The organism is Kitasatospora sp. NPDC017646, assembly GCF_044329365.1.
Classification (GTDB): Bacteria; Actinomycetota; Actinomycetes; order Streptomycetales; family Streptomycetaceae; genus Kitasatospora.
Map to the genome: position 1 here is coordinate 1 of NZ_JBIRJC010000070.1, position 23,500 is coordinate 23,500.

22 protein-coding genes and 4 pseudogenes are annotated in these 23,500 nt (G+C 70.3%); 17 read left to right on the plus strand and 9 right to left on the minus strand.

Annotation, left to right across the window (positions count from 1 at the left end; all coding sequences use genetic code 11):
• Positions 1-327 precede the first annotated feature (327 nt).
• Together ACH4J0_RS40545 and ACH4J0_RS40550 are read right to left on the minus strand one after the other, a co-directional pair.
• On the minus strand, positions 328-630 hold the full coding sequence (locus ACH4J0_RS40545) for a hypothetical protein (protein WP_396246218.1): 303 nt from the start codon (positions 628-630) through the stop codon (positions 328-330).
• A 163-nt stretch (positions 631-793) separates the two neighbouring features.
• Entirely contained in the window at positions 794-1,138 is a 345-nt protein-coding gene (locus tag ACH4J0_RS40550) for a hypothetical protein (RefSeq protein ID WP_396246219.1), read from the minus strand.
• Between the two features lie 1,067 nt (positions 1,139-2,205).
• Here ACH4J0_RS40550 and ACH4J0_RS40555 point away from each other — a divergent pair.
• The 5 genes from ACH4J0_RS40555 (at position 2,206) to ACH4J0_RS40575 (ending at position 5,632) form a co-directional block, all read left to right on the plus strand.
• Complete coding sequence (locus ACH4J0_RS40555; protein ID WP_396246220.1) at positions 2,206-2,487, plus strand: hypothetical protein; 282 nt, start codon at positions 2,206-2,208, stop codon at positions 2,485-2,487.
• A 44-nt stretch (positions 2,488-2,531) separates the two neighbouring features.
• Positions 2,532-2,750, plus strand: coding sequence for a hypothetical protein (locus ACH4J0_RS40560; protein ID WP_396246221.1), 219 nt, complete (start codon positions 2,532-2,534; stop codon positions 2,748-2,750).
• A gap of 396 nt (positions 2,751-3,146) precedes the next feature.
• Complete coding sequence (locus tag ACH4J0_RS40565) at positions 3,147-3,449, plus strand: hypothetical protein (protein WP_396246222.1); 303 nt, start codon at positions 3,147-3,149, stop codon at positions 3,447-3,449.
• A gap of 295 nt (positions 3,450-3,744) precedes the next feature.
• Entirely contained in the window at positions 3,745-4,770 is a 1,026-nt protein-coding gene (locus ACH4J0_RS40570; protein WP_396246223.1) for a DUF3710 domain-containing protein, read from the plus strand.
• Positions 4,771-5,068: 298 nt separating this feature from the next.
• The gene (locus tag ACH4J0_RS40575) at positions 5,069-5,632 is read left to right on the plus strand and encodes a hypothetical protein (protein WP_396246224.1); all 564 of its coding nucleotides are present in this window, start codon (positions 5,069-5,071) and stop codon (positions 5,630-5,632) included.
• Between the two features lie 1,235 nt (positions 5,633-6,867).
• Here ACH4J0_RS40575 and ACH4J0_RS40580 read toward each other — a convergent pair.
• Entirely contained in the window at positions 6,868-7,230 is a 363-nt protein-coding gene (locus ACH4J0_RS40580; protein WP_396246225.1) for a carboxymuconolactone decarboxylase family protein, read from the minus strand.
• Positions 7,231-7,364: 134 nt separating this feature from the next.
• Here ACH4J0_RS40580 and ACH4J0_RS40585 point away from each other — a divergent pair, with 134 nt between their 5' ends.
• Positions 7,365-8,327, plus strand: coding sequence for a LysR family transcriptional regulator (locus ACH4J0_RS40585; RefSeq protein WP_396246226.1), 963 nt, complete (start codon positions 7,365-7,367; stop codon positions 8,325-8,327).
• A gap of 163 nt (positions 8,328-8,490) precedes the next feature.
• On the opposite strand, the gene ACH4J0_RS40590 is transcribed toward ACH4J0_RS40585, so the two are convergent.
• Positions 8,491-9,075, minus strand: coding sequence for a TetR/AcrR family transcriptional regulator (locus tag ACH4J0_RS40590; protein WP_396246227.1), 585 nt, complete (start codon positions 9,073-9,075; stop codon positions 8,491-8,493).
• 52 nt (positions 9,076-9,127) lie between these two features.
• Here ACH4J0_RS40590 and ACH4J0_RS40595 point away from each other — a divergent pair, with 52 nt between their 5' ends.
• A complete protein-coding gene (locus ACH4J0_RS40595) occupies positions 9,128-10,039 on the plus strand; it encodes a DUF2867 domain-containing protein (protein WP_396246228.1) in 912 nt (303 codons plus the stop codon).
• Positions 10,040-10,510: 471 nt separating this feature from the next.
• On the opposite strand, the gene ACH4J0_RS40600 is transcribed toward ACH4J0_RS40595, so the two are convergent.
• Complete coding sequence (locus ACH4J0_RS40600) at positions 10,511-10,876, minus strand: serine aminopeptidase domain-containing protein (protein WP_396246229.1); 366 nt, start codon at positions 10,874-10,876, stop codon at positions 10,511-10,513.
• A 68-nt stretch (positions 10,877-10,944) separates the two neighbouring features.
• Positions 10,945-11,097: pseudogene (locus ACH4J0_RS40605) on the minus strand (transposase); the annotation flags it as partial.
• Between the two features lie 121 nt (positions 11,098-11,218).
• Between ACH4J0_RS40605 and ACH4J0_RS40610 the strand changes: the two are divergent.
• Positions 11,219-11,727: pseudogene (locus tag ACH4J0_RS40610) on the plus strand (DUF4158 domain-containing protein).
• A gap of 91 nt (positions 11,728-11,818) precedes the next feature.
• Here ACH4J0_RS40610 and ACH4J0_RS40615 read toward each other — a convergent pair.
• Positions 11,819-12,517 (minus strand): SDR family NAD(P)-dependent oxidoreductase, encoded by a 699-nt coding sequence (locus ACH4J0_RS40615; protein ID WP_396246230.1) that lies wholly within the window; start codon positions 12,515-12,517, stop codon positions 11,819-11,821.
• Between the two features lie 105 nt (positions 12,518-12,622).
• On the opposite strand from ACH4J0_RS40615, the pseudogene ACH4J0_RS40620 reads away from it, so the two are divergent.
• Positions 12,623-13,492: pseudogene (locus tag ACH4J0_RS40620) on the plus strand (helix-turn-helix transcriptional regulator); the annotation flags it as partial.
• A gap of 358 nt (positions 13,493-13,850) precedes the next feature.
• Here ACH4J0_RS40620 and ACH4J0_RS40625 read toward each other — a convergent pair.
• Positions 13,851-14,381, minus strand: a complete 531-nt coding sequence (locus tag ACH4J0_RS40625; RefSeq protein ID WP_396246231.1) for a MarR family winged helix-turn-helix transcriptional regulator — start codon at positions 14,379-14,381, stop codon at positions 13,851-13,853.
• A 221-nt stretch (positions 14,382-14,602) separates the two neighbouring features.
• Between ACH4J0_RS40625 and ACH4J0_RS40630 the strand changes: the two genes are divergently transcribed.
• The 8 genes from ACH4J0_RS40630 to ACH4J0_RS40665 all read left to right on the plus strand — a co-directional run bounded on the left by ACH4J0_RS40630 (position 14,603) and on the right by ACH4J0_RS40665 (position 23,033).
• On the plus strand, positions 14,603-15,673 hold the full coding sequence (locus ACH4J0_RS40630; RefSeq protein ID WP_396246232.1) for an alkene reductase: 1,071 nt from the start codon (positions 14,603-14,605) through the stop codon (positions 15,671-15,673).
• 91 nt (positions 15,674-15,764) lie between these two features.
• On the plus strand, positions 15,765-16,670 hold the full coding sequence (locus ACH4J0_RS40635; RefSeq protein ID WP_396246233.1) for an NADP-dependent oxidoreductase: 906 nt from the start codon (positions 15,765-15,767) through the stop codon (positions 16,668-16,670).
• A 135-nt stretch (positions 16,671-16,805) separates the two neighbouring features.
• The gene (locus ACH4J0_RS40640; RefSeq protein ID WP_396246234.1) at positions 16,806-17,114 is read left to right on the plus strand and encodes a winged helix-turn-helix transcriptional regulator; all 309 of its coding nucleotides are present in this window, start codon (positions 16,806-16,808) and stop codon (positions 17,112-17,114) included.
• A gap of 55 nt (positions 17,115-17,169) precedes the next feature.
• Positions 17,170-17,964, plus strand: a complete 795-nt coding sequence (locus ACH4J0_RS40645) for an alpha/beta fold hydrolase (protein WP_396246236.1) — start codon at positions 17,170-17,172, stop codon at positions 17,962-17,964.
• Positions 17,965-18,297: 333 nt separating this feature from the next.
• Positions 18,298-19,179, plus strand: a complete 882-nt coding sequence (locus ACH4J0_RS40650; protein WP_396246237.1) for a hypothetical protein — start codon at positions 18,298-18,300, stop codon at positions 19,177-19,179.
• Between the two features lie 2,179 nt (positions 19,180-21,358).
• On the plus strand, positions 21,359-22,108 hold the full coding sequence (locus ACH4J0_RS40655; protein ID WP_396246238.1) for a TnsA-like heteromeric transposase endonuclease subunit: 750 nt from the start codon (positions 21,359-21,361) through the stop codon (positions 22,106-22,108).
• On the plus strand, positions 22,096-22,350 hold the full coding sequence (locus tag ACH4J0_RS40660; RefSeq protein WP_396246239.1) for a hypothetical protein: 255 nt from the start codon (positions 22,096-22,098) through the stop codon (positions 22,348-22,350). The genes ACH4J0_RS40655 and ACH4J0_RS40660 overlap by 13 nt, the downstream gene beginning before the upstream one ends.
• The gene (locus ACH4J0_RS40665; protein ID WP_396246240.1) at positions 22,347-23,033 is read left to right on the plus strand and encodes a M15 family metallopeptidase; all 687 of its coding nucleotides are present in this window, start codon (positions 22,347-22,349) and stop codon (positions 23,031-23,033) included. Before ACH4J0_RS40660 ends, ACH4J0_RS40665 begins: the two co-directional genes overlap by 4 nt.
• Here ACH4J0_RS40665 and ACH4J0_RS40670 read toward each other — a convergent pair.
• Positions 23,030-23,500 (minus strand): annotated as a pseudogene (locus ACH4J0_RS40670) (hypothetical protein); the annotation flags it as partial. The gene ACH4J0_RS40665 and the pseudogene ACH4J0_RS40670 sit on opposite strands and share 4 nt — an antisense overlap.

Genomic DNA, 23,500 nt, shown 5'->3' on the forward strand with positions numbered 1-23,500 from the left:
CGGTCAGGCCCCCACCCTGCGCATACCGCATGTCAACGGCATACCGCAGGGATCACTACCTGTCACTACCCGACAACAGCATGAAATCCTCAGTAGTAGCCGCCAGGACGTCCGGATCCACGCGGCCTCGCGAGTGGTCCGCATCGTCGTGCGGACAAGCCGGCGGTGCGGCACGGGCGCGCACACCCGCTCGACGTCGGCCGGATCCACGCCGCCTTCGTCACCGACGCCCGTACTCGCGGCGAGGCCTGCGGCCGCTCGACCTGGTCCCCGCCCCCGAGCTGCCCGCCGGGGGAACGGGGTGTACCGGCCCGCCGCCCACCTCGCCTACACCGCAGGCACTGGCAACGAACGCCACCGCCCCGGCGCCGGCGACGAGCAGACCGCGGCGCAGCTGGCGGCCTGCTCCCGGGTGTGGGAAGAGAGGGCGGGGACGGAGTTGGTCGGGCGTGGGAGCGGCAGCAGCAGACGGGCGAGGACCGCGGCCTGGCAGCTGCCGAAGCCGAGCTCGTTGCCGCCGCTCGAACGCCGGTCGGGCGCGGGACTGCGGGGCTGTCCCCCGCCGCGGACCGTGGCCTGCGGCGCCTGGTGGCTGCCGTCGATCGCGGCGCCGTTGTCGTCCTCCCCCACGCACGCCGCGACAGTGCCCAACCCCTCCGCCGCGGGATCCGCCTGCCCGACACCTCCGAAGGCGATCGCCAGCACACCGCGCTGCCCGCCTACTACGCACGAGCCCAGCCCGGCGTTCGCCGCCCGAGCCGGCTCCAGCCGGTCCGCAGCCTCCCGCTCCGGGTCAGGCGGGCTGGACAGGCGAGGCGGGCGGGGAGGCGAGCAGGCAGGCTCGGGCGTCGTCCAGGGCCAGGGCCGCGCGGCGCAGGTGATGGTTGACCACAGGGACGGGGATGCCGCGCAGGCGGTCCGCGGCGTGGAGGGCGGCGGCGGCCCAGTCCAACAAGTCGCCGGTACGGTGTATCGCGTAACCACGGTCGCCGGTGCGGTACTCCCCTGCCAAGGCCTCGGCCACGCGGGCGAGTTCACCGACACCGGGGTCCTCCACCGGCTCGGCACCGAAGAACTCCAGCGCGTGCGCCACTTCCGCCAACCTGGCCGTACGGCGCGTCTCCCACCACGTACTCACGCCGCGATCATCCACCACGGCACCACCCAGTGGATACGAAACGAACCAACTCCCCACACGTGTTTTCGACAGGGCGAACGGGGTTCTGGCCCCCAGCGAGTCATTCCGTGAAGGAGTAGACACCCTCCCGAACTCCGAGGCCCAACACGACGAGAACAAGCAGGACAGGCACCGGAAAACAGCGCGGGTCTTCGGCGGGGGTCGGGGCCTGACGGCCCGCCCCTCGGGAAGGGCTGGGGGTGTCGCCTGCGGCGCCACCGGAAAATGGGGGCGGGCCGGTATTCGGTCGGGGGCCTGGCGGCCCCGGCACCGAGGCCGTCCGAGGCCGTCCCGGTAGCGCCTGCGGCGCTCTCTTGGGCAGGTGTCAGCCCGGGCCCGCGGCGGGGGCACGGCACCGGCGGCGCGGGTGCGCCGAGGTGGCGCAGCACGGGGCGGGGGCACGGTAGGGGCGCAGCCACCCTACCGAGGCGGCGCGCCCGCCTCCTGGACGGCGGCCTGACGGCCACCCGCGCCCCGGCCGCCGGGCGCCGGGCCTCCGAGACGGCGGGTGGCCGCGGGGAGCAGCCGCCACCTAACTCCAACCGACGACGTCGACCAGGAGGGGGAGCGACTCAAGCGACCCGCACCGCCGCCATCGGTCCCGGATGACGGCCAGGAAGGCCGCCAGGGCGGGCGCGGACAGCTCGGTCGAGCCGGGCCGCGGCAGGACGCTCGGCGGCCGACCAGAGCGCGGCAGCGGGCCCTAATCCTTCGCCGCGGGCGCAGCACGCGCAACGGCGGTCACCAGGACGACGCTGCGGCAGAGGTTCGGTGGCCGGGACGAGGGCGACGTCGACCAGGCGGGCGGCGATTCGGCGTCGACCGCGAGGCAGCGCAGGGACCGGCGGCCCGGCGGACGGTGGATAGGGCAGCGTCGGGAGCCCGCGGGGACGACTGGCAGGGCGCGGGGCAGACGGCGGTGGCACCGGGACGGCTCCGCCCCGGCCGGGCGCAGCGCTGCACCAGGCGGGACGCCGGGCACTATGGTGACCGGTCGAAGCCCCGCCATCCACGGAGGGGATACCGCCATGGTCCATCCGGCCGTCACCCGCCTCTCGGCCCTGATCGGGGAACCGGGCATCCCGGGCGACATCGTCGACTGGGACGGGCTAGCGCGGACCACGGGCCTGCGCCTGCCCGTCGACTACCGCGACTTCGTCACGCTCTACGGCGACGGCGAGCTGGACGAGTACCTCGACGTCAGCACGCCGCCGGTGGACGGTTCCCCGTACGGCGACCTCGTCGACGGGCTGGACTTCGACCCGAGGAAGAGCCCGCCGCCCTTACCGGCACCGCGCTGGAGGATCTAGAGGAGGGAAGGCTCCTGCCTTTCGCGAGGAGCTCCAACGGCGACGTGGCCTTCTGGCTCTGCGGCACCCGCGACCCGGACAGCTGGAACGTCGTCGTCTTCAAACGCCAGCCCCTCTACGGGGAGGAACCGTGGGTCCGCTTCGCGGCGGGCTTCGGCGACTTCCTGGCCGGCACCCTCAACGGCACACTGCCGAACCCGTTCAGCGACAACGGCTACGCCAAGCCCCCGCACACCTACCGCAACTGGCACCAGCCACTGTGACCCCTGCACCCGCTCCCCTGCAGCAGCACCCGCCAGCAGAACCAGCCCACCGGCCGCACACACGGAGCCGGACAACGGCAACGAGGCACCCGGGCAAGGACGGCAGGCAGGTCAGGACGCCTGGGCGGTACCGAGCAGGACGTCGGCTTGGACAGTGGCCGTCTCGACCACGGTCGGCGCCGCCTCGGGAGGAGAGACCCAGCTGCAAGAAACCGGCTGTCTTCGAACCGGATTTTGCTCCGTGATCGCGAGGCGCGAGTCCGAGCTGCCGCCTCAGCCCCTCAACGACCAGGAACCCGCATCTCCGTCGCGCTCGACTTCCCGGAATTTCCCTATGAAGAGCCTCCCCACGGGATCACCTGCTGGCAGAAGCCCTGGAATGGCGTCCTCGTCAGGGTGGACCGGATCCCCTTCAAGGCCGGAGACGAGCTCACCTTCCACGTCACGCTCTGCAGCGACTCCTACGGGCATACCCCGGCCGCAACGATCCAGGGCGTCGTGAGCATCACCGCTGACACCACCACAGTCGACTACACCATCCCCTGGGACGGCGTCCTGAACGCCGTCCCCGAGGGTTCCATCATGGTCTTCTACACCCCGCCCCCCTCTGACGGCAGCGAGCCACCGACCTCGGAGAGCGCCATAGTCCGGTACTCCCGCCGACAGCCCGGCGACATCGTCTGCGGCCCGGACAGCTGAACGACCATCAGCCAGCACGTCGGTGAGCAGCCACCCTCCATGCCGGACCTCGACCAGGGCGGCCGGGACACCGTCAGCGCCCAGCATGGCACCGAGCACGGCCACCAGGACTGCGCCCAGCGAAGCCAGCACGGCGGCCGCGCCGGGCGCAGCACCCATAACGCAACGCCGAGGCTCAGCTCAACGACCGAGGCTTAGTGCTTCCGGCGCTAGGTAAGACTCTCAAGAGGTGATAGGGGAGTCTGCGGGGTAGGGGACGATGACGGAACCGGGTCCACGGACCGTTAGCGGGCGGGTGCTGTACGCCTTCGCGCGCGGGAGCGACGAGAGCTACAAGCGCTGGTCCTCCGAGCTCGGGCAGGACACGCGGGAAGGCGAAACCTGGCAGGACGTACTGGAGGAGGCGTTCCGCCGGATCGTCGAGCGGAGGTTCGGTCGTTCCGTGAAGCTCTGGCAGATCCTCAAGTTCATGGCGCGAAAGCGCCCATGGCCCGCCGAACCAAGTCGGAACTACGTCAAGTACTCGGCGGACAAGGCGGTTTCCGTCATCCTGTGGGCCGCCCGCGACACCGACGTCGAAGCCCTGGCAAAGCTCTCGCACCACGAGATCGTCACCTACGAGCTCTACCTGTTCCTGGGCCTCGTCAACGACCTGAAGCTGTCGGACGCGGGGCTGATCGGCATCATCACCGCAGCCGAGCGGTTCGTGGCGCACCGGGCGGGATTCCCCTACCCGATGCGCCCCGGCGGCCCCGGCGAGGCGGCCTCCGAGGAGGGGGTCGCCGAGCGCGGGACCGCCATCGGGCCGTGGGACGTCACGGAACCGGCCGAGCCCTGCTCGGGCCGGCTGGACCTGGGCCACCTGCTGGTCCCGGTGGTGGAGGGGATGGAGATCCGGCCCCACCGGCACGGCGAGGTCATCACCTGCGTCGACCTGATTGTCGGTGGCATCGAGGTGAGGCTGTCGGCGTTCACCGCGGCCGGCGCCGGGGACGGCTGGGACCGGATCAGGTCCGAAATGATCCGCAATCCCGAACTGTTGGAGCGGGGCGGTCTGTTCGAGGAGGTTCCCGGCCCGGCGGGGCCCGAGGTATGGCTCCAGCTCCCGCTCCGGGAGGACGGCGTCCGAAAGCTCCATCGCCGGCGCATCGTGGGGGCGGACGGGCCGGGCTGGTTCTGCAAGGCCGACGCGACCGGGGAGGAGGTCTTCTCCCCTGCGTACTGCGACCTGGTGGACCGCCTCTTCTCCGGGATGGTCGTGGTCCCAGGCCCCGACCCCGCCCCGCCCCGCACCTTCCTTCCCCTGTCCCTCCCGCAGTAGACAACCATCCGATCCCAAGGATCCGGAAGACACCCGCCCTTCTGGGCTCCTCACGCATATCGTCTGCCGCGGGGCTTCGTTCACGTGAAGTAGCAACGTTTGATCAGCGGTTCGGGCAGCAGTTGGCGATCTTGAGTGCTGCGGATGTTCACGAGAAATGACGTCACCGGACGGTAGGCGCCTGCTCCTGAAGCTGTCATGCTGAATCGCTCTCCGGCGGACATCGTTCACCTACTGTGGACTTTCAGGCCATCCCCCAGCCCTTGTCACCGACCTGTGCGCGCGGCAGGGTGAAGCCGTGATCATTCCCTTCTTACGCGACGACATGCAGGGTTCGGTAACGGTGACGCTCGAACGTGTCGATGATCCTGCTGCAGTCGGCAAGCATCCCTCGACCGTCGGCTTCCCGTGTTGCACCGCGGTGGTGGACTATCCGGGTAAGGGTTACCGGGCCCTGTTCGGCTGGGTCCAGTTGGTGCGGTCGACGGACAACTCCTCTGCGGGAGCTGCGTTCGACATGGACCCGTTCTACCTCTTCGAGGACGCGCCGTCGCCCTACGCGTTCTTCGGCACCAATCCCACCCTGTTTGATGCCCCGTCACGGGATGAGCGAGCCTCCCTGGACTGGACAGCGCACAGCTATCTGGCGTGGACACCGATGGATGACAGCGAACGGCGCGTCGTGCCGCTGGCCGGCTTCTCCTGGGGGTTCAACATCGACTCGACCGGCAGCATCGCACTGCAAGAGGTTCAGGCACTGGGAGCTGTGAACTGGGACGAGCACCTCACGTACCTCCGCTCCTCCCACCCACGTTGGCTGTTCGACAAGTGGCAGCCCGGGCAGGGAGACCCGATGCATTGAGTCGTACGCGACAAGTCTGGCCGAGGCGCGGTGGTCGCGCCGGATCGCGGTCTACAGCTCGACCATCGACATCTGCGGCATGACCAGGGCCTTTCACCGGGAGCACTCCCGATGCTGACCTGGCAAGTACCCGATGACGTCGAAACTCGGGCTCTGGCACAGGCTTTGTGGAACGGTGCTGCCATCCGGTGAGGTGCGTGGCGCGTACGGTCGCTGACCTGCTGCTTCGCCGAGCGCAGAGCCCTCGTCGCCGTCGGCGGCGTGGTCACCACACAACCTGCGCCAGAACCGAAACTCGTGAACATCACCCGTCCGTGGCTCGGGGTGACTCCCAAACTCGTGAACAACTGACGCCACGACTCGTGATTAACGCCAACCCCCAAAGTCCGCCTGACAGCCACGGGACCGCCGCCCGCCTCACCCCACCAACACGAGCGGCCGGCACCAGCCGGACGCGAGAACAAGAGCACAGCACAGCGCAGCGCCCGGCCACACCGACCAACGCCCCAACCCACCCACCACAACCACCAGGCAGGGGCCCAGGAAGGTAAGTCGAGGTGGTGAGTTCGGCCCGTCACCCCCATGAGCAGCGCAAACAGGCGGCAAGCGGAGCCGGAGTCGGGCGCCGAACCGCACCGCGGACCGAACCCCCAGCCGGATCCCGTACCGCACTACGAGCCGCACCCCCGGCCGAACAGCCCGGGCCCCCGTGCGCGGGCAACCAGTCGACGGGATGGACCGGCGTCACGTCCGGCGGTGGCGTCCGGTGGGCCGGGCCGGGCCGGCGACGCCCGGGTTCCACGACGCACCACCCCGCCGAACACCGGGCCGTCCCCGGCGGCCCGGCCGGGGACCACGAACGACACGACAGAGCGGGCGACTTGATCAGGCAAACGGTGGCAGACTGACGACACATCGAAGCTCCGGTGGTTCAGGGCGACTTTGGGAAGGTCACCCCGTTCAACCGGAGCTTCGTTGCATTCGTGACGGCCCGACCCGCACCCCTCTCACCGCCGAGACCTGCGGACACAGGCCCCGGCCTTCCCTGGCACCGGCCGCGCCGCCGACATCATCCTCGGCCCCCCCACATGACAACCCCGGCGAATGACCCCTCCCCCAGGCCCCTGGGCACTTCGACACACAACTCCCAGACCACGCGCGCATCCCGGGCAGGGGCGTTCCAAAGCTTCGGTGATCACGTGAGTCCGCTGGCCAGAGGCGGTGCGTGGCATGGCCTACGAGGGTGACGACGTGACCGAGTGTCCGTCGTAGAGCTTCATCGCCTGCAGGCCATGAGCCAGCGCCCCGCCGGCACGCACCGCTCCGGCAACGAAGATGACCTCCGCGAGTTCCTCGGCGGTGACGCCGTGTCGGCGGGCCTGGGCGGTGTGCATGTCGAGGCAGTACGAGCACTGGGTGGTCAGTGCCACGGCGATCGCCACGAGTTCACGGTACTTGCGTGGCACGGAGCCGTTTCCGCGGTCGACGACCTCCTGGAAGGACTGCCAGGCGGCGAACTCCTCGGGAGCGAGGCGTCCGACCTGCCGGGCGCGTTGCAGGTCGGACGGCTCGGCGTAGCCGTGGCTGTGGTGGTGCATGCGAGTGCCTCCGTTGGTGAGCAGGAGTCGGGCGAGAACCATTCGATCGCGCCGGGACCAGCTCACCAGCGCACCCGCACGGCCGTCCAAGACTGTTTCGGTAGTCCTCGGACCGTCTCGATATGGTGCACGGTATGGATCTTCGCCGCCTGCGGTATTTCGTCGCCGTGGCCGAGGAGTTGCACTTCGGTCGCGCGGCTGCGCGGCTGCACATGTCGCAGCCCCCGCTCAGTCAGCGCATACGTGAGCTCGAGAACGAGCTCGGCTGTCAGTTGTTCCAACGGTCCGCGCAGGGCGTACGGCTCACTGAGGCCGGTTCGGTTCTGCTGGGCGAGGCAAGGGAGTTACTCGACGCGGCAGAGCGGGCGCGGGAACGGGTACGGGAGACGGGCCGGCGGCGCACCATCGTGGTGGGCACCGTTGCCGGAGCCGGTCTCGAATTCGGCCCCCGCGCGGCCGCAGCCTTCCGCCGTACCCATCCCGACGCGCAAGTACGACTGTGCGAGGCGGATATCAGCGACCCGACGGCGGGGCTGCGGTCCGGTCGGGTCGACGTCGCTCTGACTCGGCTCCCGTTCGACACCGCGGGCCTCGCGGTCCGGCTGCTGGAGACCGAGCCGCTGGTCGCAGCGGTTCCGGCGGACGACCCCGTGGCGCGGCGGCCCCATCTGCGGGTCGGCGACCTGCTGGGCCGACCGTGGATCCGCCTGCCCGAGGGCGCCGACGCCGCCTGGCGGCGGTACTGGCTCGGCGAGGCCGACAGCGGCGAGGCGGTGGAGCGGTCTGCGGGCGCCGGCTCGGGGCCGGTGGTCCGCACGGTGCCGGAGTGCCTGCATGCCATCGTGTGGCAGGGTGCCGTCGGCATCCTCCCCGCCGGTGCGACCCACCGCCACCGAACCGAGGGCATCACCTTCGTCCCGCTGACCGACTATCCGCCGAGCCGAGTCGTGCTCGCCTGGCCGTCAGAGGTCCCCGACCCTGCGGTCCTCGCCTTCGTCGAGGCGGTCGGTGCAAGGACCGTTCCGGACACGGACGGAGCGCCAGGTACCGTCTACGACCTCTTCAACCGGCCGCCGGACCTGCTGAACATCCCCTGACCGGACCGCTTACACGATCACCTGGACTTTGAAGCGCCCCTGGAGCTCACGCCCCCACACAGGAAAACCTCCCGCCCGACGGCCAGGCGGCGAGCAAGACGTCGGGACGGCGCCGAGGTGGACCTCCACCACGGCGGGCGGACCGGGCCAGGGCTTGAGCCGGTCAGGGCTTGAGCAACGCGGCCATCACGGCCGCCAGGTACGCAGGGTCGGCCTGCACGGAACCCGGGACGGCGTGGGCCAGTTGGGCGTGGCCCACGTAGCTGGTGTAGGCGAGGACTCCGCGCCGACGGGCCTCGGACGGCGGGAAGCCGAGCAGTTCGAAGAGGTGGGCGAGGTAGCCGATCCGGCGCTCGGTGACGCGGGCGAGCGCCGCCGCGACCTCGGGGTGGTCGGCGGCGGCGAGCAGCCGCACTTCCAGGGGGTCCTCGGTGGCCGAGGCGGTCGCCCCGCGCAGGAGCGCGCTGAGCCGGGCGGCGGGGTCGGGCTCGGCGGCCTCCATGGCCCGGATGATCCGCTCGGTGGACAACTCCTCCCAGCGGGCGAGGGCCGCCGCGACGAGTGCGTCCCGGTTGGCGAAGTGCCAGTAGAAGCTGCCCTTGGTGGTGCCCAGGCGGACCGCGAGCGGTTCCACGGCGACGCCGGCGAGGCCGCGCTCGGCGAGCGCGGACAGGGCCGCGTCCGCCCAGTCGTCGGCGGTGAGGCGCTTGCGGGTGGGCCGCTTCGAGGGGGGCGGCTGCTCGTGCATATTCCATACGCTACCGTACGGTTGAACATACGCTCCCGTATGGAGGTACGGCATGCGCACGCTACGCAACGCCCATGAGCGAATCGTCCGGGCGCCGGCCGAGACCGTCGGCGCCCTCGTCGACCGCCTCTCCGCAACGGACGACCCTCTGTTCCCCACCCCGGTCTGGCCCGCGATGGTCCTCGACCGCCCCCTCGGCGTCGGCGCCGACGGCGGCCACGGCAGAATCCACTACCGGGTCACCGCCTACGAGCCCGGGCGGTCCGTCCGCTTCGACATGACCGAGGACGGTCTCGGCACCGGCTACCACCGGCTCGACGTCGAACCCCTCGGCCAAGACCGCTGCAAAATCTCCCACGTTCTCGAAGTGACCATGAACATAGGCAAGTTCGCCTTCTTCAAGCTGGCGATTGAGCCGGTGCACGACACGATGGTCGAGGAGATCTTCGACAACGCCGAGCGAGCCGCCCTCGGCTCCCTGCCGCACCCGCCGGCCCGCCGGCCGCGGCGCGCCCTGCTGGTCAACCGGCTCTTGTGGGCCCGGCCGACACAGGTGCCGGTCCCGGCGGGCGCCCGGCTGCTCCACGACGCCTTCGAGCGGCCCGACTTCACCGACGCCTGGCGTATGCCGCTCGCCCCTGGCATGCCCAGCGACCCGCGGGCCTGGCGGCACGTCCTGCCCTTCACCGAGCGGGGCGCCCAGGACCACGAGCTCGTGCTCGGCGAGGACGCGTCCCACCTGGACTTCCGCGCCTCGGTCCTGGCCGACGACTGCTCCGTAACACTGGCCACCGCAGTACGGCTGCACAACACGCGCGGTCGGCTCTACTTCGAGATGGCGCGCCGCGTCCACCCGTACCTGGCCCGCCGCGCGCTCCGCCGGGCCCACCGCCGCGTCGCGTTCGCGGCCCGACCCGCCGGGGAGCGGAACGCGCGGGCCGACGTCCAGTCCAGTCCCCAGTAGCCGCGCCCGAGAGAAGGGCCTATCGCACGGTCCGGCATGGATGTCCCTCAAGCCCCCACCCGGACCAGGCGTTCGATGAGCACGCCTGGGCCGGGTTGCTGTCAGAAGTGCGGTTCTGGCACAGGTTGTGTGGAACCGTCCTGTCGTCCCGTGAAGCCCGCGCCGATGACGGGCGCTGACCTGCTGCTTCGCTGAGCGCAGCGCCCTTGTCCATCGCCGTCGGCACGGACCACCACACCACCTGTGCCAGAACCCGATCTCGAACAAAGCCATCGGGCTCCTCTTCGCGCCCCGGGCCCACGTCCTCGGCCTTCCGGGTGATCTCGAACCGTGGCTACCTCGCCTCGCGGCCGTAACTCTGAGCAGGACTGGCGGCGCGCCGTGGCTTCGTCGGTGATCGCGTGGACGAAGCCGCGGGGCTTCACCGGGCGAGCGGGTTGCTGGCGATCGCCGGAAGGACCCTGGTGCGCATCAGCTCGAGGAACTGGTCGGGTGGCGGAAGGAGGCGAAGTGGCTGGCGCTCCGGATGAGTGCGAAGTCCTTGTCCGGCGCGGTGACGTCGTCGAAGAACCGCTTGGCGGGCTCGGGCGGAGTGAGAACGTCGCTGTCGCCCTGGAAGACGAAGAAGGGAAGTTGGAATGTGGTGCCTTCGGCCCACTCGTCGATGGCCGCGGCTTGGAGCGCGAGCGGCTCTGAGAAGGTCATGGCCTTGAGGTAGGAGCGCAGGCCGCGCAAGGTGTGCAGCGGTGAGAACCACAGCGAACGGATCACCACGGTCTTCACGGTGTCGTAGGACAGCGGGTCGGTGGTGAGGACAAGCTTGTTGTACTCCGCCAACTGCTTGACGTTCCAGGCCGACTTTTGATCCGCCGTCCGTGGTCCTCGTTTCACCCGTCGCCGACATTCGGCATCTCCCGCCACTGCCCGCCCGTCCGGAATCGCCAGATCACGCCCTCGAACTGCTGCCGCAGCCGCTCCGGGTACGGGCCGTACTCGCCGATCGGCAAGTACGGCTCGATCAACGTCCACTCTGCATCGGTCAGTTGCGCTCGCGTCACGCACCACGGTCTACCGCATCAGGACCCGCCGCGAAGGTGAATCGCGCAGATTGATCACGACCGAATACGCGCCCTAGGCCGGTTCCTGGGTGAGGACCCACTCGCGGTGCCGTGGGAGGCCGTGGAGTACCTGGCCGGGCAGCTCGGCATCGCCGACGCCTGGTGCGTGAAGCGGTACCCGGAGCGCCGATCGACGGTGTACGAGCACGCGGCGGAGATCCAGAAGCGGTTCAAGTACCGGGACTTCACCGATCGGAAGTGGGTCGGGAGTTCCGCGGCTTCCTGTACGGGCGGGCGTGGACGCATGCCGAGGGGCCTGTGGCGCTGTTCCACCACGCGGTGACGTGGCTGCGGAAGAACCGGGTGCTGCTGCCCGGCGTTTCGGTGTTGGCCCGGCAGGAAGCCGACGCGTCCGACGACGCACAGGTCATCGGCCCCCGCCGCCCGGTCCGCGCCCGCATCACCGGCCGCGGAAGCGGCACCGACCCGGAGCTGATGGAACGGCTCACCGCACAAGTCCTGGACGACGACACCGTGAGCCTCCGCCAACTTGAAGACGCAGGTCAAAGGGCTGGCGTGACGGTCGCCCCAGGTTCTCACGCTGGTCGGAGGCGGCAGTCTCCGGAGTAGATCGTCTGTCAGCGGTTGACTCCCGCCCAGAACCGGCCTCGATGTTCTGCCCGTTCTGTTCTTCAGGACCAGTGACCCGGCACCGCCGGTGTCAGGACCAGGCGATCTCGCCATGGCGGTCGATGAAGCGTCCGGTGCCGGCGCCGGGCTCCTCGGTGGCGAGGGCGACGATCGCGTCCGTGCCCTCGGTGAGGGTCTGGGAGCCGCTGTGACCGTTTATGTCGGTCGCGGTGTAGCCGGGGTCGGCGGCGTTGACGCGAATGCCCTTGAGCCCTTTGGCGTACTGCGTGGTCAACATCGTCAGCGCCGCCTTCGAGGAGGCGTACAGCGGCGCGACGACGTGCGACTCGGACCGGCCGGGGTCGTGGGTGAAGGCGAGGGAGCCCATGCCGCTGCTGACGTTGATGATCACGGGGTCGTCCGAGCGGCGCAGCAGCGGCAGGAACGCGGTGGTGGTGCGGACGACGCCGATGACGTTGACGTCGAGGACGGCGCGGGCGTCGGCGGCGGTGAGGTCGCCGGGATCACCGAAGGGACCCTGTACCCCCGCGTTGTTGATCAGGACGTCGATCCTGCCCTCGTGCTCGGCGACGTCCGCGGCGGCGGCGGCCACGGACGCGTCGTCGGTCACGTCGATGGGGACGAAGCGTGCACCCAGAGCGGCGGCTGCCTCCTCACCCCGCTCTCGGTCGCGGGCTCCCAGGAGAACGGTGTGACCGCACGCGATAAGGCGGCGGGCGGTCTCGCGGCCGATGCCCTTGTTGGCTCCGGTGATGAAAGTGATCGTCATGCCTTCGATGGTTGCCTGGACGAGGGAGCCGAACCAGAGACGCTTCGACGGTGGGAAGACCAGTACCACCCTCGCGCCCCCGCATGTGATCGGGGATGCAGGAGGATGAAGCGCATGACGACGACACCTCCCGGGGCCGGACTGGGCGCGGCGATCCGCACGTGGCGGAACCGGCTTCCCCCGTCGGCCGCCGGGCTGCCGGTCGTCCGCAAACGCCGGGCTGTCGGGCTGCGGCGCGAGGAACTGGCTGACCTGGCCGGAGTGTCGGTCGACTACGTCGTGCGTCTGGAGCAGGGGCGGGCCACGACACCCTCGGCGTCGGTGGTGGCGTCCCTGGCACGCGCCCTCCAGCTGTCCACCGCCGAGCGGGACCACCTCTACCGGCTGGCCCAGATCGTGCCGCCGGCGGACGGCACGATCTGCGACCATCTCCCGTCTGGTATGCACCGAGTGCTCGTCCGCCTCGGAGACGTACCGGTTGCCGTGTTCGCGGCGGACTGGCAACTGGTGTGGTGGAACCACGGGTGGGCCGCCCTGCTGGGCGACCCCTTGGCCTCGCCGCCGCGGATGCGCAACTTCGCCCGCGACAGGTTCCCGGTGGGCGCCGATCACACCCCCCTCGTGCTGTGGCCGGTCATCGATACGGACCCCGACACCACCGACGCCGCCCTCGTCTCCGACCTGCGCCGCGCCACCGGCCGCTTCCCTCGGGACAGTCGCCTGGCCGCGCTGGTCCGCGACCTGAGCGCAGGCAACGAGAGGTTCGCCGAGCTGTGGGCGACGGGAGAGGTGACCGCGAACCGCGAGGTCCGCAAGACGGTCGACCACCCGTCGGTGGGCCCGGTCACGGTGGACTGCGATGTCCTGACCGACGGCGACACCGAGCTCAAGATCGTCATCATGACCGCCGCGCCGGGCAGCGAGGACGAGACCAAACTCCAGCTCACCACCGTCGTCGGCCCACCGGCCGGCACGCCCAACAGCCCCGGCGCTCCCCGCGAACACCTACAGGCGGCAGGCATCTCCCCCAGATCCGCCCGAGTGACAGCCCTCCGACACTACCTCCAATACGCGCCGCCGCCGGTTGTTGCCAAGGCCCTCGGCTACACCGAGGTCACCACCGCCTACGTCGCGGCCGAAGTCGGCACTCCGTGGAGCCGGTACGCACCCGGCAACCACAGACCGTGATACCAGTCCCCATGCGGGAGTCGCCAGCCGACGAGGACGGGAACGAGCCGGAGAAAGTACCCACTGCCCCTCAAGTGACGGGGCTTCAAGGCCCGATCGACCGGCTCTGACCTGCTGTAGCGCCGACCAGATGCAGAGAAAGCCGCTATCTCTCGGCCGCGCAGGTGGGGTCGGCGGCGGCCTGGACGAGGTTCTGTTCCAGGCGTTCCAGGGTGCTCAGGGCCTCGGTGCACTCGTCGGCCGAGAGACCCGCGGTGACAAGGTCTTCGAGCTGGCTCCAGCTCTGCTCGACCTCGCGGCGCAGGGCGTGGCTGGCGGCGGTGGGTTCGATGAGGGATGCGCGCTTGTCGGTGGGTGAGGGGCGGCGGCGGACGAAGCCGGCCTGCTCCAGGCGCTGGACGGTGCGGGTCATGGTGGCGGCGTCGGAGTCCATCAGCCGCACCAGGTCGGTCTGGCGCTGGGGGCCGAGTTCCCACAGGTGCATCATCACCAGCTCCTGGCCCGGGTGCAGGCCGATGCTGCGGAGGAGCTGGCCGGCGAACATGCGGTGCAGGCGGGCGAGGCGGAAGATCGCGTGGCTGATGGGCCCGCCGCTGGCGGCGGCCGGCACCGGGACGCTCGCCCCCCGCCCCGTTCCTGAAAGGTCCTTCCGGGGAGCCGGGGTGGACTGTGTCATCTCTTCCTCACTTTGCTGATCAGTCATCTAACGCTACCGCGCGCCTGCGCCACCCGTAGTGCTTACCCGCCCTTGATTCTCAATTCTCCTGGTCAGCGCACGTGATGTGTGCCACATGGCAACTAAAAAGTTGCTCTCAGACATTTACTTGTCCGGACAGGTACCTGTTACGTTGGACGTGTCGAGGCCACCGCCCATCGCTCCTCACGAGGGAAGAGATCATGACCACTGCTTTCGATCCGATCGTTCTGGGCGGCCGCCGCCTGGCCAGCCGTATCGCCATGGCGCCGATGACCCGCAGCCGCGCCTACGGGCCGGGCGCGGAGCCGACCGCTCTGATGGCGGAGTACTACGCGCAGCGCGCCGGTGCCGGGCTGATCGTCACCGAGGGGATCCAGCCCTCACCGGTCGGCCAGGGCTACCCGGACACCCCCGGCCTGCACACGGCTGGCCAGGTGGCGGCGTGGCGGAGAGTGACCGATGCCGTGCACCGCGAGGGCGGGGTGATCTTCGCGCAGCTGATGCACACCGGCCGGATCGGCCACCCGAGCCTGCTGCCTGAGGGCCTGGTCCCGGTGGGCCCGTCGGCGGTGGCGGCCAAGGGCCAGGTGTTCACCCACGAGGGTCCGAAGGAGTACGTGACGCCGAAGGAGCTGAGCGAGTCGGAGATCCGGCAGACGATCGCCGACTTCGCCACCGCAGCGCACCACGCCATCGAGGCCGGGTTCGACGGCGTGGAGATCCACGGCGCCAACGGCTACCTGGTCCACCAGTTCCTCGCCCCCAACACCAACCTGCGCACCGACGCCTGGGGCGGCGAGGTCGAAGGCCGGATCCGCTTCGCCGTCGAAGTCGTCACGGCCGCGACGGAAGCGGTCGGCAGCGGCCGGGTGGGCCTGCGGATCTCGCCCGGCAACCCCTACAACGACATCGCCGAGCCCCAGCCGGGCGAGGTCTACGAGGCGCTGCTCGAGCGGATCGCCGGCCTGGACCTGGCCTACCTGCACCTGATGGAGGGCCCGGACCGCGACCTGACCGCCCGGCTGCGCAAGGCCTGGCCCGGCACGTTCGTCCTCAACCCCTTCACCTACCCCGAGGTCACGGGCCCCGACGCGCTGGCCCTGGTCGAGGACGGGACGGCGGACATGATCGCCTACGGCGCCCTGTTCCTCGCCAACCCCGACCTGCCGGCCCGCCTGGCCGCCGGCGGCCCGTTCAACACCCCGGACGCGGCCACCTTCTACGGCGGCGACCACCGCGGCTACACCGACTACCCCACCCTCAGCGCCTGACCGGCGTGGCCACCAGCGCGGCCGCCTTCCCGGCCACACAGTGAGTCACAGCGCGTACCTTCCTCAATCCCCTCCTACCTGGGAGTTTCCGATGTCCACTGCGATCACTTTCTCCGAGTACGGCGCGGCAGAGGTGCTGCGGCCGACCGAGGTCGCCCTGCCGGAGCCGGGACCCGGCCAGGTCCGGATCAAGGTCAAGGCCGCCTCGGTGAACCCGCTCGACATGAAGATCCGATCCGGCCTGATGGCCAAGGTCGCCCCGGCCCGCTTCCCGGTGATCCCGGGCTTGGACGCGGCCGGTGTCGTCGATGCCGTCGGCGAGGGAGCCGACGTGGCCGTAGGGGACGAGGTTCTCGGGTCCACGGCCGGCGGCAGCTACGCCGAGTACGCCCTGATCGACCGGCCGGTGGCCAAGCCCGCGGCCCTGTCATGGGAGGTCGCCGCCTCGCTGGTAACGGTCGGCCAGACCGCACACCGCGTCCTCGGCCAGTTGGGTGTGCAGCCGGGTCAGATCCTGCTCGTCCACGGCGCCGCCGGCAGCGTCGGCGTCATCGCCGTGCAGCTGGCCGCCGCCCGCGGCATCACCGTCATCGGCACCGCCGCCGAGCGCGACCTGGAGCGTGTCACGGCGCTCGGAGCCACCGCCGTCCGCTACGGCGACGGCTGGGTCGGGCGGGTGAAAGCCGCGGCTCCGGGCGGGGTGGACTTCGTCTTCGACGCCTCCGGCGCCGGCGTGCTCGCCGACTCCGTCACCCTGACCGGCGATGCGGGCAAGGTCATCACCATCGCCGACATGTCCGCCCAGCAGCACGGCGTGCGCTTCAGCGCCGGCACCGCCGACCAGGGCGGCCAGGCCCTGCCGGAGCTGGTGGAGCTGGCCGCCGCCGGAAATCTCACCCTGCCGATCTGGCGCACCTACCCCCTGGCCGAGGCCGCCCAGGCCCACGCCGACCTCGAAGCCCACCGCAACCAGGGCAAGGCCGTCCTCCTGCCCTGACTCCTCTATACCCCCGCCCCCGCGTCGTCGGACGAGGCGGCCCCGGGGCCGCAGCCGACACCCGCACCTCAGCCGGCCACGGCCCCACCCCAAACCCCCAACTAGCCGAACCGGTACGACGGGAGGCCGAACGCGATGGCACTCGCCACCATCCCCACGCCCGCACCACTCGCGGCCGACGCGGACCTCACCACCGCGTTCCAGGTCCTCGGCCAGAAATGGAACGGCATCATCCTGTACACCCTGGCCACCCGCCCCGCCCGCTTCAGCGAACTGCGTACGGCCATCGACCGCATCAGCACCAAGATGCTCGCCGACCGGCTGCGCGAACTCCTCGACGCCGGCCTGGTCACCCACGACCAGCTCCCGCCCGGACCCGCCAGCTACACCCTCACCTCCGACGGCCGGGCGCTTCTACCCGCCTTGGAGCACCTCCGCACCTAGGCCAAGAACCGCACCACCTGACCATCCGAAATACCCCAACGAACAAGGCAACGTCATGTCCGAGCGCACCCTCCCCGAAGCGACCTTCGCCCGCACCGTCCTGGGCTCCGGCCCCGGCCTCGCCCTCGCCCACGGCGCCGGCAGCAGCATCGACAACACCTACGGCCCGATCCTCGAAGGCCTGGCCGCCAGCCACACCGTCGTCGGCGTCGACTACCCCGGCAGCGGCAACACCCCCCGCTCCACCACGCCCCTGCAGCTGGACGACCTCGCCGACCAACTCGTCGCCGCCGCCGTCGCCGAAGGCCTGGACACCTTCGCCCTGCACGGCTACTCCCTCGGCGGCCCCGTCGCCATCCGCGCCGCCGCCCGCCACCCCGAGCGCGTCACCGCCCTCGTCCTGACCGCCACCATGGCACACCCCAACAACCAGCAGGCCCTGACCATCCGGGTATGGGGCAAGCTCGCCGCCACCGGCGACCGCCGCCTGGTCAGCGAGTTCCTCTTCCCCCACGCCCTCAGCCCCCAGGCCCTGGAGGCCATGCCCGCCGAGCAGCTCGAGGAGGTCATCACCTACGCCGCCGCCGACATCGCCGACGGCACCCTCGAGCACGCCGAGCTCGCCACCCGGATCGACGTCCGCGACGACCTCGCCGGCATCCGCGTCCCCACCCTGGTCATCTCCACCACCGCCGACCACCTCGTCCCACCCGTCCTGCACCGCCAGCTCGCCGAGAACATCCCCGACGCCGAACTCGCGGAGATCCCCACCGGCCACCTGCCCATGGTCGAACGCCCCGAGGAATGGCAGACGCTCATCACCGACTTCCTCGCCAAGCACACCGCCTGAACCAACCCACCGATCCCACGCGGATACCCACTCCCACCCATGACGCGCTGATGGGGTTACCGGCCTCAAAACCCGGCAACGCCATCAGCGCGTCAACCCGGACGCCAGCAGGGCAGGACTCACCCGATGTCAGGCCGCCACACCCTCCACGTCCCCGCCGCCCGCCAGACCGGCCCGCCGTACCTGTCCACAAGCGATTCTCAGAAACCGGACGTACCGTCACCCCGACCGTGACCCGCCAGAACCGGTACCGCCCCGCTGCCCCCGGCCACGCCCTACCCACGCACGTCCTCGCAACTTCCCTTCCCCAGAGCCGACTTGGATGACATCCGGATGCCCAGGACCACAACTCGCCGCATTCACGCCGGCCGCACTCTCGCCGCAGCACTCGGCGCGCTGCTGCTCGCCGGATGCAGCACCCCGGCCGCGCCCCACAGCACCACCGACACTCCCGCACCGTCAGCATCCGCCAACGACCCCACCGGCCGCCCCGCCCGCACGGGATTCACGGTCTACGACACCACCTTCTACGCCAACCTCGACCTCACGCAGATCGGCGTCGCCAAGGCCGACATCATCTACGCATCCGCCGTCGCCGTCCTGTCCGGACAGACCGATCCCGGCGGCCCGAACGGCGGCCCGAAGACTGAACTCGCCCTCCCCCCGAAGGACGCCTACCAGCAACTCGTCCGCCAACACCTCACAGCCGCGGGGCCGCTCGTGCTGGACTACGAGACGCTCTACCTCCAGGGCACTCCCGAGGACGCCCAACGGCACTACCAGAAGCTCTCGACGCTGCTGCAGTGGACCCACGAGGCCGCGCCGGGCAAGAAGGTCGGCTTCTGGGGCGTGCTCGGCAACACCCAGCCGGCGTACTACCCGCTCGCCCGCACCCTCGCCCAGAACGAGGATGTCTTCTTCCCCGACCTGTACACGTTCTCCCCGGACCGGGGCAGCTGGCAAAAGCGGCTCGACCGCGACCTCGCCGAAGCCAAGCAGATCGCCCCGGACAAGCCCGTCTACCCCTTCCTGTGGCCCCAGTACCCGGAGCACACCCCGAACGCCAACCAGTACCTACCGGCAGATCTCTGGGCATACGAACTGACCGCATGCGCGAAGACGGCGAACAGTGTCGTGCTATGGGGAGGCAGCAAGAACGGCAACAGCAACCAGGCATGGGTCGACACCACGAAGCAGTTCCTGGCCCACCTGTGACACCTCCAGCGACTTTCGCCATTGGCCCATACAAGCCGTCCACTGCAAGCTCTGCACCGTCAGCCCGCCGCCAACCCCCGCGATCCCGTGCTCATGGAGACCGTACCGGCCACTTGGTCGAGATCGAATGCCCGGGAAGTCGCCCCAGATCACCTGCTTGCTGACCACCCTCCTACCTACATGCGGCGCCATCGACGTCCGGCGATCTTCCGAGATCGGGACCGATGTCACGGTGTGTGATCGCCGGAGGCGTATCGGCTCCACGGAGCTCCGACTCGGTGGCGACGTAGGCGGTGGTGGCCTGCGTGTAGCCGAGGGCTTTGGCGACGACCGGCGGCGGCGCGTGCTGGAGATAGGACCGCCCTCCGGCACTCTGGAACCGCCTTCACTACGTATTAGGTGAGTCGGAGTGGTGAGAACGCCGCCCCGGTGCCCTTGAGCTGCGCGAACAGGCGGCAGGCGCGGTCGGGGGCCGGTGGCCGAACCGAACCGCGGACCGAACCCGGAACTGGCCCCCGTACCGAATCACGAGCCGAACCCCCGGCCGAACAAGGCGCACGGCATGTGCGCCGGGCCAAGTGAGGTGGGGCCTTGCCCGTGTTGGCGCAGTGGATAGGGCCCGGGCGGGCCGACCGGCGTGCTGCCGGCTGGCCCGCCCGGGAGCGGTGCCCGCTGGCCCGGGGTCGCGGGGGGTGTGCGATCCGGGCAGAAGGAACGAGGCGATCCGCCGCGCGTCCTGGTGGAGACGCGCGTCTGGCTCAACGAGCGGACTTGGCCGAAGGCACGCGTGCGACGACCCGGCCCCGGACGAAGCTGCAGTGCAGCCCCGCACGTGAGCTGACGGCCCTGTGATCATGGGTGCTTGTCGTACCGCTCGCCAGTGCCGGTCGTTGTACCGAGCATGGCGATCGCAGAACGGAACTGGTGGACGCGGGCGCGGGTGCGTTTCCTGGAGGAAGTCGACGTCCAGACGGTGCACCCACGGCGCCGGCGGGTCTTCCGGCCGGGGGAAGAAGAGGTGATGGTCCAGTGGGGCCTCGCCGGACGCCGGGCGGACCGGGGCACCTGGTGGACAAGCATCGACGTCAACGGCGCGTACGTCGTGATGACCCCCCCCGGTCGAGGTCCTCGAAGTACTGGAGGAACAGACGCCCACCAGCTGGTGAACCGGCGGTGGTGAACCGGCGGGCGCGCATCCCGAGGTCCCGGGAGGCGCGCCCGCGTGCCACTACGGAACGGGGGGAGCCGTAGGTGCTCGGCCACTGTAGCGGACCGCAGCCATGACAAAACAGAGCGTCAGGAAGACGGAGGGCCGCCCAGCACGGGGCGGCCCACCGAGCGGTGGCGTCCGGTAGGCCGGGCTTGCCGTCAGGGGCCGCCCGTGGGGTATCGGTCGGGCCAAGGGTGCGGCGCCGGATCCGGTCGGCGTCGACAGTCCAGCCGGGCCGGGGAGGGCCTGGCGGAGGAATCGCCGCCGGTCCGGCCCGACGGGGCCCGGGGGCGTCCGGCGTTCGCCGGGCGCTCACCAACCATCACGGCCCCGCAGGGTCAGACCCCTGCCGGCCGGACCGTCACCCACCACCGCCCCTCCACCTACCAGCAAGCCGGGAAAGGGAACGGACAGAAGGGGTTGTCGGATTTACCGGCCGCCCGAAAGCGGCCGCTGACCTGTGGAAACGCGCGGACGCGGCCGGGAGCGGCGGGGTACCTACGGTGGTACCTGCGCAACTGCCTACGGTGGCACCTGCGGTGCTGCCTGCGGTGGTGCCTACGTGGAACCGGCGCGGTACCGGGGACCGCCCTGGGTCGGCCGGCCGGCGCGGACGGCTTCGCCGGACGCGCAGAAGAACCACCGGCCCGCCGCAGGCGCGAACCCGAACCGACCGGCCTACCTCCACCACCACGACAAAGGACAGGAGAAGGGATGTCGGCTTTTCCGGTCCGCCCAAAATGGCACCTGACATGCGGTGATGCCGTGCCGGGCCGGATCACCATGCGCCCCCAAGACCACTCACAAGGCGCCTCACAAGACCACTCACAAAACGCGGCGCTGCGGGTCAGCCCATCACGGTCTCGGCTTGGCGGGTGTCCCGTGCTAGATGATCTTGACTGTTTGTCAGATGATCTTGACGGACGGTAGGTTTCTGTCATTTGATCTTGATCGGTGGTGGGGGGCCCGGTGGCTGTTGCCGCGGTGGTGTACGACGATGCAGCGCTGTCGGCGTTCGAGTTGGACTTCCTCGACGCTGGTGAGCGCTGTCGGCTGCCGCTCGGGCATGCCTGGGACCGGCGGTTCGAGTCAGCTGATCCGGTGCGGGAGTTCCGGTGGGCGAAGGGCGGCCAGAGCTTCGCGGGCTGGTACTTCTCGGCGACGGTGGGCAACCACGTGGGCTACGAGTCGTGGCTGGAGCGGGACCGGTTGATCCTGCTGGACCGCGAGCCCGAGGTCGTGGGGATCGCCTCGCAGCCGTTCTGGCTGCACTGGCATGACGGCCTGCGGCAGCGTCGGCACGCGCCGGACTACTTCGTGCGGCTGGCCGACGGCCGGGGCCAGGTCGTGGACGTGAGGGCCGGCGACCAGATCGAGCGGGCGGACGCCGAGGCGTTCGACGCGACGGCACGCGCCTGCCGAGCGGTGGGCTGGGAGTTCGCCCGGGTCGGCGAGCCGGAGCCGGTGGTCATGGAGAACGTGCGCTGGCTGTCGCGCTACCGCCGGCGCCGCTGCGCGGACCCGGACGTCGCCGCGCGGCTGCTCGATGTGTTCGCCGACGGGGCGCCGCTGCGGGCCGGGGCAGCGCGGGCGGGCGATCCGCTGGTGGTGCTGCCGGTGCTGTTCCACCTGCTCTGGAACGGCGACCTGGCCGCCGACCTGGAGAGCGAGCCTCTGTCGTCCACCACCCTGGTCAGCGGCAGGAGGTGGGCACGCTGAGCGGGATGCAGCGGCCGGTCGGGATCGCAGTCGGCGCGTGGGTGCGCTTCTCCGGACAGGTCAGGGCCGTCGTGGGCGTCACCGCGAAGTCGGCCCTGCTGTCGGACACCGGCGGCGGGCCGGTGGAGGTGCCGGTCGCGGAGCTGACGGACGATCCGGACTTCGCCGTGGTCGACCTGCCCGTCCGAACACCGCTGCCAGCCCAGTCCTGGCTAGTGTCCTGCGAGATGATCGCGTCATGAGTGAGATCGTTTTGATGTCGGATCCGAAGGTTGCCTCCATACCTGTTGCGGAGTGCGGTGAGCGTCTCGTAGACGTCCGCCGGAGCGGTTCGTTGCTGATCGACACGCGCAAGCAGGATCCGGCAGATGTCTTCGCGTACCTGCGGGAAGGCGTGCTGGAGCGGTTGTTGAAGGCCCAGGCGCTGCTCCCGCAGGGCTTGCGACTGCTGTTTGTTGAGGGATACAGGCCGCCCTCGCTCCAGCGTGCCTACTTCGAGGAGTACGTCAGCCAACTGCAGGCCATCCATGCCGACTGGTCCACCGAGAGGATCCACTCGGCGGCGAGCCGGTATGTATCACCGCCCGACATTGCCCCGCACAGTGCCGGCGCGGCCGTTGACCTCACCCTGGCCGACGCCGAGGGGCGCGAGCTGGACCTGGGCACCCGAATGAACGCGGACCCCGAGGAGAGCGAAGGCGCCTGTTATACCCACGCCGCCAACGTCAGCATGGAGGCCCGCGCCAACCGGAAGCTTTTGGGATCCGCGCTCACTGCTGCTGGGCTGGTGAACTACCCCACCGAGTGGTGGCACTGGTCGTTCGGTGACCGATACTGGGCTCTGATCACTGGGGAGGCCGCAGCCCTCTATGGACCGAAGGAGATCGCCTCGTCGTCGGACCTTCCCCCAAGGCCGGGAAGTTAGCGTTCATCGCTGCCCGTCAAGTGAGTTGACGAAGGGTCATTGACTGCGGTGTAGCGGCCTCGCCGGGGTTTGTCGATCAGTCCGTCGTCGGCCCAGCGGTTCAGCTGCCGGTGCAGGCTGGGCAGTGTGACATCGCCGAGGTGGCGGGCGAGTTCGCTCGGACTCCACAGGCGGGCGGGGCCCTGCCGGAACAGTTCGAGGACGCGTTCCCGGCGTCGACCGCCCGGGGCGAGGTGCCACTCGAGTGCGGTGGCGGTGGGGAGTTCGGCGGACTCGGGCGGTGGGAGTACCGCGATGTCGAGGCCGGTCACGGCCTGGCTGCGGTCAGGCCGGCCGTCGGGGAGACGTTCGTGGTAGCGCGAGATGGGCGATTTCACCTTGCGGGTGCTCACCCGCAGGCGGCGCGGCGGCAGCAGGTCGTCCTGGAGGCGCTGGATGAGCGCGTCGGTCGGGCCGCTTGCGGGGGT